General features: G+C 46.3%; 13 protein-coding genes. 12 read left to right on the forward strand and 1 reads right to left on the reverse strand.

The features are described 5' to 3' along the window. The first annotated feature begins 19 nt into the window (after nucleotides 1–19). The 4 genes from thrS (at nucleotide 20) to BK120_RS11290 (ending at nucleotide 3,367) form a co-directional block, all read left to right on the forward strand. Entirely contained in the window at nucleotides 20–1,957 is a 1,938-nt protein-coding gene (thrS, locus tag BK120_RS11280; protein WP_076267592.1) for a threonine--tRNA ligase, read from the forward strand. A 60-nt stretch (nucleotides 1,958–2,017) separates the two neighbouring features. Next, complete coding sequence (locus BK120_RS11285) at nucleotides 2,018–2,611, forward strand: 3D domain-containing protein (RefSeq protein ID WP_076267593.1); 594 nt, start codon at nucleotides 2,018–2,020, stop codon at nucleotides 2,609–2,611. A 61-nt stretch (nucleotides 2,612–2,672) separates the two neighbouring features. Next, nucleotides 2,673–2,801, forward strand: coding sequence for a hypothetical protein (locus BK120_RS35920; RefSeq protein WP_256710855.1), 129 nt, complete (start codon nucleotides 2,673–2,675; stop codon nucleotides 2,799–2,801). A 182-nt stretch (nucleotides 2,802–2,983) separates the two neighbouring features. Further along, nucleotides 2,984–3,367 (forward strand): hypothetical protein, encoded by a 384-nt coding sequence (locus tag BK120_RS11290; RefSeq protein WP_076267594.1) that lies wholly within the window; start codon nucleotides 2,984–2,986, stop codon nucleotides 3,365–3,367. A gap of 68 nt (nucleotides 3,368–3,435) precedes the next feature. Here the strand turns inward: BK120_RS11290 and BK120_RS11295 are convergent, their stop codons facing one another. Next, nucleotides 3,436–4,731: an ammonium transporter gene (locus BK120_RS11295; RefSeq protein ID WP_076267595.1), complete on the reverse strand. Its 1,296-nt coding sequence runs from the start codon at nucleotides 4,729–4,731 to the stop codon at nucleotides 3,436–3,438. A 263-nt stretch (nucleotides 4,732–4,994) separates the two neighbouring features. Between BK120_RS11295 and liaF the strand changes: the two genes are divergently transcribed. The 8 genes from liaF (at nucleotide 4,995) to BK120_RS11335 (ending at nucleotide 13,411) form a co-directional block, all read left to right on the forward strand. Continuing rightward, nucleotides 4,995–6,014, forward strand: coding sequence for a cell wall-active antibiotics response protein LiaF (gene liaF, locus BK120_RS11300; protein ID WP_076267596.1), 1,020 nt, complete (start codon nucleotides 4,995–4,997; stop codon nucleotides 6,012–6,014). A 7-nt stretch (nucleotides 6,015–6,021) separates the two neighbouring features. Then, on the forward strand, nucleotides 6,022–7,035 hold the full coding sequence (locus BK120_RS11305) for a sensor histidine kinase (protein ID WP_076267597.1): 1,014 nt from the start codon (nucleotides 6,022–6,024) through the stop codon (nucleotides 7,033–7,035). A 17-nt stretch (nucleotides 7,036–7,052) separates the two neighbouring features. Further along, complete coding sequence (locus BK120_RS11310) at nucleotides 7,053–7,718, forward strand: response regulator (RefSeq protein WP_076267598.1); 666 nt, start codon at nucleotides 7,053–7,055, stop codon at nucleotides 7,716–7,718. Between the two features lie 75 nt (nucleotides 7,719–7,793). Then, nucleotides 7,794–8,207 (forward strand): YugN family protein, encoded by a 414-nt coding sequence (locus tag BK120_RS11315; protein ID WP_076267599.1) that lies wholly within the window; start codon nucleotides 7,794–7,796, stop codon nucleotides 8,205–8,207. 191 nt (nucleotides 8,208–8,398) lie between these two features. Continuing rightward, nucleotides 8,399–10,087, forward strand: coding sequence for a S1C family serine protease (locus BK120_RS11320; protein WP_076267600.1), 1,689 nt, complete (start codon nucleotides 8,399–8,401; stop codon nucleotides 10,085–10,087). An 84-nt stretch (nucleotides 10,088–10,171) separates the two neighbouring features. After that, on the forward strand, nucleotides 10,172–10,864 hold the full coding sequence (locus BK120_RS11325) for a response regulator transcription factor (RefSeq protein WP_076267601.1): 693 nt from the start codon (nucleotides 10,172–10,174) through the stop codon (nucleotides 10,862–10,864). Nucleotides 10,865–10,868: 4 nt separating this feature from the next. Continuing rightward, complete coding sequence (locus BK120_RS11330) at nucleotides 10,869–12,392, forward strand: sensor histidine kinase (protein WP_076267602.1); 1,524 nt, start codon at nucleotides 10,869–10,871, stop codon at nucleotides 12,390–12,392. Nucleotides 12,393–12,430: 38 nt separating this feature from the next. Then, complete coding sequence (locus BK120_RS11335; protein WP_076267603.1) at nucleotides 12,431–13,411, forward strand: 4-hydroxy-3-methylbut-2-enyl diphosphate reductase; 981 nt, start codon at nucleotides 12,431–12,433, stop codon at nucleotides 13,409–13,411. Nucleotides 13,412–13,475: the final 64 nt, after the last annotated feature.

The raw sequence follows: 13,475 nt of genomic DNA on the forward strand, positions 1-13,475 counted from the left end.
AAATGGAGGATGAACCAAAATGACAATTCAAATCACTTTGCCAGATGGCGCGGTAAGAGAATATGCGGCTGGCACAACTATTGAAGAAGTAGCAGGCTCGATCAGCTCGGGTTTGCGTAAAAATGCGATTGCCGGAAAAATCGATGGCAAAGTAGTCGATGTATACACACCTATCGAGAACAATGCTGCAATTGAAATCGTTACTGTAGATTCGGCAGACGGCCTTGAGGTATACCGCCATAGTACAGCTCACTTGCTGGCACAAGCGATCAAACGGATATACGGCAATGCTAATGTTAAGCTCGGAATTGGCCCGGTAATCGAAGATGGCTTCTACTATGATATTGATATGGAGCAATCGTTGACGCCTGAGGATCTTGTAAAGATCGAGAAGGAAATGGAAAAAATCGTTCAGCAAAACATCGACATTCGTCGTCGTGTAGTTAGTAGAGACGAGGCGCTTGCGATTTTTACTGAGCTTGATGATAACTTGAAGCTGGAGCTTATTCGTGACCTTCCTGCTGATTCGGTTATTACGATGTATGACCAAGGGGAGTTCTTCGATCTATGCCGTGGACCGCATTTGCCATCTACCGGCCGTATTAAAGCCTTTAAACTGCTTAGCGTTGCTGGTGCCTACTGGCGCGGAGATTCCAAAAACAAAATGCTGCAGCGTATTTACGGAACAGCTTTCCCTAAGAAAGCACAATTGGATGAGCATCTTCACTTCCTCGAGGAAGCTAAAAAACGCGATCACCGTAAACTAGGCCGCGAGCTAAAAATGTTTACATTCTCACGTGAGGTTGGCCAAGGCTTGCCGCTATGGCTGCCAAATGGCGCGAAGCTTCGCAGAACGATGGAGCGTTATATCGTGGATCTTGAGGAAAGACTGGGCTATGAGCATGTTTATACGCCGGTGCTTGCAAATGTGGAGCTTTATAAAACCTCCGGTCACTGGGAGCACTACAGCGAGGATATGTTCCCAAAAATGATTATGGACAACGAAGAGCTTGTTCTTCGTCCAATGAACTGTCCACACCATATGATGGTGTTCAAAAGCGACATGCGCAGCTACCGCGACCTGCCTGTTAGGATTGCTGAGCTTGGCACAATGCACCGCTATGAAATGTCAGGCGCGCTTACAGGCTTGCACCGCGTACGTGCCATGACGCTAAATGATGCGCATATCTTCTGTCGTCCGGATCAAATCAAAGAAGAATTTGCACGCGTGGTTAACTTGATCCGCAAAGTGTATGAAGATTTCGGAATTAAAGAGTATCGTTTCCGCTTATCTTATCGTGATCCTAAGGATACAGAGAAGTATTTCCAAAATGATGAGATGTGGGAAATGTCACAGCGCATGCTGCGTGAAGTGGTTGAGGAGCTGGAGCTTCCATTCTTTGAGGCTGAAGGCGAAGCTGCATTTTACGGTCCTAAGCTTGACGTTCAAATTAAAACGGCGCTTGGCAAAGAAGAAACGTTGTCGACTGCACAGCTTGATTTCTTGCTTCCTGAACGTTTCGAGCTTGAATATGTCGGCGATGATGGCAAGAAGCACCGTCCGGTCGTTATCCACCGCGGCATTATAAGCACAATGGAAAGAATGACAGCTTTCTTGCTTGAGAACTTTGCTGGCGCGCTTCCATTGTGGTTGTCACCAGTACAGGCGAAAGTTATACCAGTATCGACAGCTTATGAGGAATACGCGCGAAAAGTTGCCGAGCAGCTGCAAGAAAACGGCATTCGTGTAGAAAGTGATTTGCGCAATGAGAAGCTGGGCTACAAAATTCGTGAGGCCCAGCTGGAGAAAGCGCCTTACATGCTCGTAGTGGGCGAGAATGAAATGCAAGCTGAAGCCGTCTCCGTAAGGAAACGCGGTGAAGGCGATCTTGGCGCTATTCCAGTTGCAGAGCTGATTTCGCAGCTGCAAAAGCAGATCGCAAACAAAGAACAATAATAAGTTACGCATAAAGCTTGAGCCATCGGGGCATTATTCTTCTGAGGAGGAAGTACCCAGATGGCTACAAGCTTTTTTTATATTCAAAAAGGATTAACGGCATTGCTGCTCCTAACTGTTATCGTAATCGGTTTAGATACAAAGGGCGGCGATACGATTCATGCTGAAGCATCAGCACCTGAGCAAAGCCCTGTTGCAAGCAAAAGCGACAACCTCGGCAAGTCAGAGGCAGCTGAGCGCACGAAGCCGAAAAAGGTTGAAGTTGTTGCTACAGGCTACACAGCTGGCGTAGAATCGACCGGTAAACGGCCTGGGCATCCACAATACGGAATCACCTATTCGGGCGTAAAGGTACGCAGGGATCAAGTCTCAACGATTGCGGCGGATACGAGGCTGTTTCCCATTGGGACGCTGCTCTATATACCTGGCTATGGCTATGGCGTGGTGGCTGATACGGGTTCAGCAATTAAGGGAAAACGCATCGACTTGTATTTTGAAACGATCAAGCAGGTGTATGAGCAGTGGGGCAAACGCACCGTTCATGTAGAGGTGCTGCGCATGGGAACGGGCAAGCTTTCGCAGGCATGGCTGAACAAAATAAACTTGGCTATAGAGGCCGGAAAGCCTATTCCGCAGACGTATTTAGAATCGTAAATGAGTCGTATAATAAGCGGCAAGAATGCCATACTATCAATGAAACGGGGAGGTGAATACAATGGCTAAAAACAAAAACAACAAAGCCCAAAACAATCAATACAATGCAGAATTCGCAGAAGAGTTTAACCAAAATAACGCTGCTAACAAACAAGCGGCAAACAATGCTCAGCAAAAAGCTGAGAAGTAATATTTTTTTGCTATGCCATGAGAAGGAAACGAAGGGGAACCGTTATCGGTTCCTCTTTTTATTTGTCCTCTGCTCATCGCACCGTTATTTTGATCTAATAAAAAACAGTTTTCAAATGACCTCGGTTTGTTGTATGATTACATATGTAAGAAATAATAACATGACAAGACAGGTGAATACTCATGACAGATCCGATCATTCATTCAGGCTTTGTAATTGCTGCCCATCATCGTAAAGCGGGCGAGGTTTTACCTTTTATTGATGCTTACGTTGCTAAGAAAGAGCAGGAAATAGCTGAAATTGAACAGATGGTTGAGCGTTATGAGAAAAGAAGGCTGATGGAAGACCGCGCGTATCAATCGATGTCTACACTTCGAAGAATGCTGACTGGCAGGAAGCCGGATCATCATCTGGCCGTTGAATATATTCATTTTGTAAGAAAACCGATGGAAAAGGTTCGTGCGCTCCGTCTGGAAATCGAAAGTGCTCGCTCCATCAAAAACGTATCGGCTCCAAACGATATTGTAACGGTATCCTATGAGCTGGCCAATGAGATGAACGATTAATGGAATGATCATTCTAAATAATAGCAAAGAACCGTCCAGGCCATTCCGGCTTGGGCGGTTCTTTATGTTTATTTGCTGTTTTTTAAGCGATCATAATCGAGGAAATCATGCTCCTGGCTGTATGCGGGAACACCGTGAATGCCAACATCGAGGCCGATGAGCTCCTCATCCTTGGAGACACGGACGGGCATAATTTTGCGGATCAGCCATAGTGCGCCCCAAGTTAAAGCGAAGCCCCATAAGGAAACTATTACGAGCCCTAATGCTTGAACGCCGAGCAAGTTGAAGCCTCCGCCATAAAATAAACCGTAGTAGCCCTTGCCTACGCCCTCTGCTAGCTCGGGAAGTGCGAATAAGCCGACTGCAATTGTTCCGATGCTGCCGCTGACGCCATGTACGGCAAAGGCGCCGACTGGATCGTCGATCTGCCTGCGTTCCAGCCATTCAGTGACCAGCACCATCGCGATGCCGGATACTGCGCCGATCCCAATTGCAGCGATGTCAGATACGAAAGCGCAGCCTGCAGTAATACCAACGAGGCCGGCGAGTGAACCATTGATGACCATTGGCGGATCTGCTTTCTTGTAGCGGAACATCGTAAACAGAATACATGTTGCGCCGCCAGCAGCTGCCGAGAGCATCGTTGTAATCGCAATATGTCCGATTGAGCCGTTTGTAGCGCTAAGAGTACTGCCTGCATTAAACCCGAACCAGCCAAACCATAGAATGAATGCACCTACAGAAGCAAGCGGCAAGTTGGAAGGCGGAACGATATTGGCTTTGCCGTCTGGACTGAATTTACCGATTCTCGGACCAATGAAAATGGCTGCGGCGAGAGCGGAGAAACCTCCTAAAGCATGAATGACAGCAGAGCCTGCAAAATCGATCATGCCAAGCTTGCCAAGAAAGCCGCTGCTCGACCATACCCAGTGTCCGGCTAGCGGGTAAATGAATCCGGTCATTGCAATAGTGAGTAAAATATAAGCTCTAAAATTTATTCTTTCCGCTACTGCGCCCGACACGATTGAAATGACGGCTATAACGAATGCGCATTGGAATAACCAAAAGGTTTCGTGCGTAATATTTAGTTTTATGTGAGACAGGTCTCCGTTGATGAGAAAGCCGGTCGTTCCGATTATTCCGCCTGCGTCCTGCCCATACATGAGTGCGAAGCCAAAAAAGTAAAAAACGAGTGCGCCGAAAGCGATGTCGACAAAAACCTTCATGATGATGCTGACGGCATTCTTTTGCCTGACAAATCCTGCTTCAAGCAATGCGAAGCCGCCTTCCATGAGCAAGATCATGGCTGCTGTCAAAACGACCCAGATGGTATCTAGTCCTTTTGACAGTTCGATAACGTCCATTTCTTCATCTCCTATTCTTAATATTCATGCATAGCGGTCTCTATTTTCTTAATCCGTTCATCATTATAAATAGAAGACGTTAACAATGTCAACGCTCTGCGTTATGTTTCATGACGCATGTTAGGTTTAAAATGGATAGAATCAACAAAAGCTCAGTCTAGAGACTGACTAACAATTCAATCGGTCGTCCCTTTTTCTATTGCATGTTGTCCGTTATACTAAGAATATCAAACGACGATGGAATCGTAAGGAGCTGGTGCCGCATGAACGGAAACTTCGCAAACCGGTTATTCACCGGGTTAATCATCATTGCAGTTGGCGTCTTGTTTTTACTGAATCAAACGGGTCATGTGACCTTTGATATTGGAGATTTATTTTCTACCTATTGGCCTGTAATCGTTATGATTGTAGGTATTCGCGGATTGTTGTCCAGCAAAACGTACGGCTCGGGTTCGAGCTGGTGGGGCGCGATTGTCCTATTAATCGGATGTGTATTTTTGGGACGCAATTTAAACTTATTCTCATGGTCTATTGGCGACATCATTCCTTACATTTGGCCAATAGTTGTTATTTTAGTCGGGATCAATATTATTTGGAGACCAAGATCAAAACGCCAAACTCCGCCAACAGATGATTGGAAATCATACCGCCCTTACACAGATGAAGCGTCTGTTCCGCCAGCGCCGCCTCTTCACCCTGATCCAACGAAGCAGCCTGCGGACACGCACACGAAGGAAGAGAAGCAGGAAAGCGCATCAAACAAACCATATGATGACTTTACTGCCAGCAAGAAAGAGTATAAGGAATGGAAAAATCACCATAAATCAGAATACAAAAAAAATGAAAAAGAATGGAAACGAAATCATAAGGAGCATGTGGAATGGTGGAACCACAATGATTCCAATGTGCAGAATCGCTCCGGGTTTATAGGGGATATTCATATCGGTCATGATTATTGGGATTTAAAGCCGCTTAATATTTCCCATTTCATCGGTGATACCGTGCTTGATTTAACAAAAGCACAAGTATCCATGGGCGAAACCAAAATTCATGTATCTTCATTTATTGGCGATGTAAAAGTATACGTTCCGAATGATTATGAAGTAGGCGTACAGGTTGTATCAAGCGCCTTTATTGGCGATGTGAAGGTGCTTGGTCAGAAAGAAGGCGGATTGTTTACGAATATCAATATTCAATCGCCAACTTATCAGGAAGCTAACAAAAAAATTAAGCTGGTCGTCAGCACGTTTATCGGAGATGTTCGTGTTACAAAGGTAGGGTGATTCGAGTATGATGGTTCGGTTTTTGAGGAGCGGAAAGTGGGAGCTCATCGGAATGTTTGTCATCGCATCAACCGTGTCTCTAATACTTGGAGCGGTGGTGTGGAATGGACTCTTAGATGAAGTCAATAAGACGGAAGTGCGCCTAGGGGCTGCCTCCGTCTTCCTCCTTGTCAGCGTGGCGTTCGGTTACTGGGCGGCACAGCGCATTGGACGCCGAATTGATACGCTTCATTTATCGTTAAAGCAAGCATCAAACGGCAACTATGGCGTTCGGATTACTGAGGGCGGTCATAATTCATTTAATGAGGTTTATCGTGAGTTTAATGAGCTCGCTCAGCAGATGGAAGAAAAGATGAAATGGCTGCAAGTACGCGGCGAAGAGTATGTGATGACGGAGTCTGCTTCTAATGAAGCGGCCGTGCTCGAGGAGCGAAAGCGTTTGGCAAGGGATTTGCATGATACGGTAAGCCAGCAGTTATTCGCTATCCATATGTGCGCTTCATCGCTTCCAAAGCTGCAGCAGGTTGATCGCGAACGTGCGGATTCTGTGCTCGAGCAGCTCGTCAATATGTCTAATTTGGCTCAGAAACAAATGAGGAATTTCATCGCTCAGCTGCGGCCTATGGAGCTTGAAGGTCGAACTTTATATGAAGCGCTTGATAAGTGGTTCCCTGATTATTGCCGCCAAAATAATTTGCAAGGTGAGCTGGAATGGCGCTTGAAGGAGCGTTTATCCGAAGCGAAGGAGCATCAGCTTTTTCTTATCGTCCAAGAAGCGATGGCGAATATCGAAAAGCATGCAAGCGCGAAGGGCTGCACGCTGACAATGGCAGATACGGAACGGCAGGTTAGCATGATTTTGCAGGATGATGGGGTTGGCTTCAAGGTAGATGAGGTGAGACGCGGCTCATATGGACTGTCTACGATGCAGGAGAGAGCACAGAAGCTTGGCGGCGCGGCCGAAATCTGGAGCAAGTCTGGGAGCGGGACGAGGGTAAAGGTTACGATACCAAAAATGTAGCGGGGAGAGCATGAATAATGAATGCATCTGAACTAATAAAAGTAATGATCGTGGATGATCATGATATGGTAAGGACGGGCCTTCGAACTTATCTAATGCTGGAGCCAAAGCTTCATGTCATTGCAGAGGCGAGCAATGGACAATCAGCAATTGACTTGCTGAAGGCTAGCTCGGATGAGAATAGACCTCATATTATTTTGATGGATCTGATGATGCCCGGCATGGATGGCATTGAAGCCACAAGGGCGATTATCTCGCATTTTCCTGATATGAAAATCGTAATGCTGACCAGCTTCCTCGAAGATGACAAGGTTTATGGCGCGATAGAGGCTGGCGCTGTCAGCTACGTGCTCAAAACCGTTTCTGCAGAAGAGCTTATATATGCGATCAGCGGCGCATTCAAAGGAATGCCAGTCATGACTGCTGACGTATCGCAGGCGTTAACGAGAGGTTTAAGACAGAAGACCGCTCAGTCTGGTGATGAGGGGTTAACGGAACGTGAGAAGGAAGTTCTGCTGCTTATTGCAGATGGACAATCGAACAAAGAAATTGCAGAAGAGCTGCATATTAGTGTAAAAACAGTGAAAACACATGTCAGCAATTTATTGATGAAGTGTGAGCTTGACGACCGGACACAGCTTGCCGTGCTGGCCCATCGCAAGGGCTGGGCTAATCGCACATAAAGATGGAAATGGAAGGGTATACTACCTACTAGCAAAAAGAGATTAGAAATAAGCTAGTGCAAAGGAGACGCCTTCATGATACCCATTTCGTCCGTGCTGGAATCACGGGAGCAACATTTCTTAGAAACGAAAGAGCTGCTGGAGTCGCAGCAATTCACGCTTGGCGGCAACTGGGAGTACGCTGCTGGTTCCTTTGACCGCGCGCTTGATGATGCGAATAAGATTTGGCTTCGCATTCCTTTTGAAGTCATTGCTGGTCATATTGATGTTGGGGAAAAAGATAATGAAGCGAGGATTATACTCGGTACACCGTACGTGCTTAAGCATGAGTACAGAGAAGGAAATGATCCGGAAGCATCGGTTCGTGTAGTCGGAGCGCTGTTTGATCAATTCCAATCACCGTCGAATCCAGATGCTGAAGTAGAACCGCAGTGGATTGATCGCGCAAAAGAAACATTAAATGAAGTAGAGCAGCTTTTTCCGCATTGATTCACATCGTAAAAACACTCAAAAAAACGCTGCCAAAATCATTTGGGAGCGTTTTTTTTATTTCTGTTTAAATTCCTTTTAAGTTTGTTTTAAGGTAGAATGTGCATGATAGAACTATATCAAATAACATGTTTCCGGATAGAATGCCAATTGGACGCATGATGCAATAAGATTCAAGGAGGAGAACGTACATGGACGATCAAAACAACAAAAAGGGATTTGACGACTTTTTCCGCAAAAATGAAGAGGGACATGGCTCAGCTGATAACAGCGAAAACGTAAATGACTCCGCGCAGCCTATTTCAAATGAGTCATCGGAGCAGCCGGCAAAGCCATCTTATTATTATTCGTATGGGCCGTATAAGGCGAATTCTCAAGAAGGCGGGAATCATTCCGCTTCTGGCTACGGATCGGAAAAGCCTAAGCTGATTCAAGATCAGCCATACGGCAATACACATACACACGATACGCAAGCGCAGGCATCCAGTGCAGAAGAAGCGAATGTACAATCGGATTCAACAATGGAATCTGAACGGGCAAGATCACAATCGCCTATGCAATCCCAAATTCGAACGTTCACGCCGTCGCCGCAGTCCTCCAAAGGGCCATGGCAAGTAAGGGAACCGCGCCGGACTTCCTTTAAGGCTATTTTTTCATCGTTTCTAGCAGGTGTTCTTGTAGTAGGCAGCTTGATGTATACTGCGGACTTAAACAACTGGTTCACGAAAGAAGCCGCATTAACATCAAATACACAATCTAGCGGATCGGGTTCCACTGCTTCTGCGGGTACGACCAGCAATGGCGGTGCGGCTACAGTCGCAGATAGACCAGACAACATTGCTAAATTGTTCGAGACAGCAAGTCCAGCTGTAGTGAAAATCGAAACCTTCGTTAATACAGCAAAACGCAACAATAGCAACAACATGCTCGATGATTCGTTTTTCCGCCAATTTTTTGGCGATGATTACCCTGGAACGACACAGCCGGATGCAGGACAAAAGAATGAAGAAGGCAACATGCAGCAATCAGGCATCGGAACTGGGTTTTTCTTCGATTCAACAGGCTATATTTTAACGAATCAGCACGTAATCGGAGAATCTGACCAAATCAAAGTGATTGTTCAAGGCTATGATAAGCCATTCACGGCTGAATTGCTGGGTTCTAGCTATGACTTAGACTTAGCGGTACTTAAAGTAACAGGCGACAAAGCGTTCCCAACGCTTCCGCTTGGCAACTCGGATACGATTAATATCGGCGACTGGGTTGTTGCAATCGGTAACCCATACGGCTTCGATCATACGGTTACTGTTGGCGTATTAAGTGCCAAAGAACGTCCGATCGATATCCCTGACACACAGGGAGCGCGTAAATATGAGCATTTGCTGCAAACAGATGCTTCGATTAACCCAGGCAACTCTGGCGGACCGCTTCTGAATGTGAATGGTGAGGTCGTTGGCATTAATACGGCAGTAAGCTCGCAAGCCCAAGGCATCGGTTTCGCGATTCCGACGAGCACGATTCAAGATGTGCTGGAAAATCTTAAAAACAACAAGACGATTCCTAAGCCAGCCGCTCCATACATTGGCGCAGAGCTGCAGGATGTAACAGCGGATATTGCGAAGCAATTAGGCATGGATAAAGTAGAAGGCTCCATAGTGCGTAATGTATACTATAATTCACCAGCTTACTTGGCTGAATTGCAGCAGTTCGACGTCATCGTCGGCATTGACGGGAAGAAATACGCAAACACGCAAGCTCTTATCGATCAAATTAAAACCAAAAAAGTTGGCGATAAGATCGAGCTGAACATTTTGCGCAAAGGCAGCGCGATGAACTTGAAGGTTGAGATTGGTGATAAAAATACGTCAGGCGCTCAATAAAGCCTTAACTGATGGATAGAAACAAAAAGCGCAGAGAGACAGCAGGCTCTGTGCTTTTTGCTGCAAATAGAGGGGGACATGCCGTTGAGACAACATATTGTAGTTGTAGATGATGATGATAAAATTATTTCTTTGCTTCGTAGAAGTCTAGCGTTTGAAGGTTATGAGGTAACTACCGCTTCGAATGGGATGGAAGGGCTGAAGGTGCTGCTTAAGACGGAGCCGGATCTGCTCATTCTTGATGTGATGATGCCTCAAGTGGATGGCTGGGAAGTTTGCCGCCGTGTGCGCGAGGGAGGCAGTACGGTGCCGATTATGATGCTAACGGCAAAGGATGATATCAATGACCGGGTCAAAGGGCTCGATCTTGGGGCTGACGATTATTTAGTTAAGCCGTTTGCGCTGGAGGAACTGCTTGCGCGGACACGCGCCTTGCTGCGCCGCAAAGCAGATAAAATCGAGCAATCAAGCAATCAACTGCTTTATGAGGATTTGATTTTGGATATGGATGCCAGAGAAGCGATTCGCTCGGGTCGCCGTATTGAGCTAACGTCCAAGGAATACGATTTACTGCTGCTATTCATGGAAAATCCTCGTCGTGTACTTACGCGTGATGCAATTATGGAGAAGATTTGGGGTTATGATTTCAGCGGGGAGTCGAATGTGCTGGAGGTGTATATCGCGATGCTGCGCCAAAAGGTAGAGGACGGAGGCAAAAACCGACTCATTCAGACGGTTCGCGGCACCGGTTATGTGCTTCGCGGAGAGGCGGGTTAAGCTTATGTCCATTAGGCTCAGGCTAACGCTTTGGTATTCGGGTTTGCTTGCGGTAACGCTTCTTGTTTTTGGCGTTTCTATTTATGTTTTTTTAAATTGGAATACGTATTCTGATTTAAAGGAGCAATTAAAGAAACAGGATCAAAAACTTGTCGTTAGAGGTGGAACTACTTTTTGGGATCAATATGATTTGAATTTGGGACGAGAATCCCAAATTGAAGAGAAGGATATGTATATTCAAATCGTCAATTATATTGAAGGTGCAATAAGTCAGTCAAACAATTTAAATCAATTTGGAATTGTCCTCCCTTATCCTGAAGCATCGGATAAGCCTGAGCAGGGAGTAGTCGAAAAACGAGTGGAAATTAATAAGAAAAAGTACAATATGCTGATTCACCAACGTCCTATTTATACAAATGATGGAACTCTAGTTGGCCTTCTTCAGGTTGGTGCAATCCCTTACAATGAAGAAAAATTTCTGCATAGTGTTCGTACGACGCTCATTTTCGCTTCTTTAATCGTTGTACTTATCGCCTTTACTATAGGTTTGCTAATTGCCCGTCAAGCCTTGCGTCCGATTGAGCGTGTTATTCGTGCAACAGAGCAAATTGAAAATGGTGCTGATCTCAGTGTGCGCATACCTGTCATGGGGCCGAAAGATGAAGTTGGAAGGCTTGTGAGTACGTTAAACGTGATGCTTGCGCGTTTGGAGATGGCATACAATGAACTTGATGAAGCTTACAAGGCGCAGCGCAGGTTCGTATCTGACGCGTCTCATGAGCTTAGGACGCCTTTGACGACGATTCGAGGCAATATTGAGCTGCTTGAGCGGATGTGGACGCGAGTTCGAGAGACGAATATAGACATCGATACGGGCGAGTGGCTGCCGCTGGATTCGGATCGATGGGATATGTCCAAAGAAGCGATGAGCGATATATCTGCCGAGGCGATTCGTATGAGTACGCTTGTTAATGATCTGCTTGCGCTTGCGAGAGCAGATGCGGGTTATACGATGGAGAAGACGCCGCTTGACCTGCTGCCGCTTACAGAGGAGGTTGTGCGAAGAGCACAGCTGCTCCCGCGTACAGCTGAATGGAAGCTTGGCGATCTATCGGCATTGGATGGGGTACGCGTCAATGCCAATCACAATTATTTGCAGCAGCTGTTGTTTATTTTTATTGAGAATGCATTCAAATATACGTCGGAGGGTACGGTTGAGCTGAGTGCGGTCAGAACGGATTTACAAATCGGCTTCGTTATCCAAGATACAGGGATTGGGATGAATCCAGATGAAATCCCGCATATTTTCGATCGCTTCTATCGAGCGGACGAATCACGGGGGGTTACCGTCGGTACAGGTCTTGGATTATCCATTGCAAAATGGATTATTGATGAGCATAAAGGCTCTGTAGAAGTGCTCACCAGCGAAGGAAATGGAACGAAGTTTACGATTTGGCTTCCAATTAGCTTTTCTGACACGTCTCATTCGTCTATAATAGTAGCAACGGATGAAATGAAGGATTCATAGCTGTTTACGCATATCCGGTCAGAAAGCAGGTGCAATAAATGGAAATCGTTAGAATATCACCGCGTGGTTATTGCTATGGCGTCGTCGACGCGATGGTGCTGGCTTTGCAAACGGTCAAAAACTTGGAGCTGCCGCGACCTATTTATATATTAGGTATGATTGTCCATAATGCCCATGTTACAGAAGCATTCGAGCAGGAAGGTGTCATTACGCTTGATGGTGCCAACCGACTCGACATTTTGGATCAAATCGAACAAGGCACCGTTATATTTACAGCGCATGGCGTCTCGCCAGAAGTACGTCAGCGTGCTCGTGATAAGGGGCTTTCCGTTGTGGATGCGACATGCCCTGACGTTACGAGAACTCATGATCTCATTCGCGATAAATCGGCGGAAGGCTATCATATTATTTATATTGGCAAGAAAGGCCATCCTGAGCCAGAAGGAGCGATCGGCGTTGCGCCGGAGCGGGTTCACCTCATCGAAAAGGAAGAGGAAATTGCTGCGCTTAATGTGCCGGAAGGGCGTATTCTTATAACGAACCAAACGACGATGTCGCAATGGGATATTCGTCATGTGATTAGCAAGCTCCTTGAGAGTTATCCTACTGCAGAGGTTCATAATGAAATCTGCATGGCCACTCAGGTTCGTCAAGAGGCGGTAGCAGAGCAAGCAGGCGAAGCGCAGCTTACGATCGTAGTTGGCGATCCGCGAAGCAACAACTCGAACCGTCTAGCACAAGTATCCGAGGAGATCGCAGGAGTGAAAGCTTACCGCGTTTCCGATGTGTCAGAGATTGAACAGGAATGGCTGAAAGGCATCGATCGTGTCGCAGTTACGTCTGGTGCGTCTACGCCGACGCCGCTTACGAAAGAGGTCATTACTTATTTAGAGCAGTACGATCATAATAATCCGGAGACATGGGAAATCCGTCGTACGGTCAATATGAATAAGCTGCTGCCTAATGTTCGCGTGAAGTCGACGCCAGCGGCAACGGCAACCGCAGAGAAAACTGAATAAATAGCTAACATGAAGAAAGAGATGAGACTAGTGATTGATGCAGAAGAAGCATCATGAACGAGTT

Source organism: Paenibacillus sp. FSL A5-0031 (assembly GCF_001956295.1).
In the GTDB taxonomy this organism is placed as follows: domain Bacteria; phylum Bacillota; class Bacilli; order Paenibacillales; family Paenibacillaceae; genus Pristimantibacillus.

Bases quoted from the DNA above. Each gene is read 5' to 3' on its own strand.
- BK120_RS11285 (WP_076267593.1), top strand. From the start codon at position 2,018: ATGGCTACAAGCTTTTTTTATATTCAAAAAGGATTAACGGCATTGCTG.
- BK120_RS11295 (WP_076267595.1), bottom strand. From the start codon at position 4,731: ATGGACGTTATCGAACTGTCAAAAGGACTAGATACCATCTGGGTCGTT.
- BK120_RS11315 (WP_076267599.1), top strand. From the start codon at position 7,794: ATGATACCCATTTCGTCCGTGCTGGAATCACGGGAGCAACATTTCTTA.
- BK120_RS11290 (WP_076267594.1), top strand. From the start codon at position 2,984: ATGACAGATCCGATCATTCATTCAGGCTTTGTAATTGCTGCCCATCAT.
- BK120_RS11310 (WP_076267598.1), top strand. From the start codon at position 7,053: ATGAATGCATCTGAACTAATAAAAGTAATGATCGTGGATGATCATGAT.
- BK120_RS11320 (WP_076267600.1), top strand. From the start codon at position 8,399: ATGGACGATCAAAACAACAAAAAGGGATTTGACGACTTTTTCCGCAAA.
- thrS (WP_076267592.1), top strand. From the start codon at position 20: ATGACAATTCAAATCACTTTGCCAGATGGCGCGGTAAGAGAATATGCG.
- liaF (WP_076267596.1), top strand. From the start codon at position 4,995: ATGAACGGAAACTTCGCAAACCGGTTATTCACCGGGTTAATCATCATT.
- BK120_RS11305 (WP_076267597.1), top strand. From the start codon at position 6,022: ATGATGGTTCGGTTTTTGAGGAGCGGAAAGTGGGAGCTCATCGGAATG.
- BK120_RS11330 (WP_076267602.1), top strand. From the start codon at position 10,869: ATGTCCATTAGGCTCAGGCTAACGCTTTGGTATTCGGGTTTGCTTGCG.
- BK120_RS11335 (WP_076267603.1), top strand. From the start codon at position 12,431: ATGGAAATCGTTAGAATATCACCGCGTGGTTATTGCTATGGCGTCGTC.
- BK120_RS35920 (WP_256710855.1), top strand. From the start codon at position 2,673: ATGGCTAAAAACAAAAACAACAAAGCCCAAAACAATCAATACAATGCA.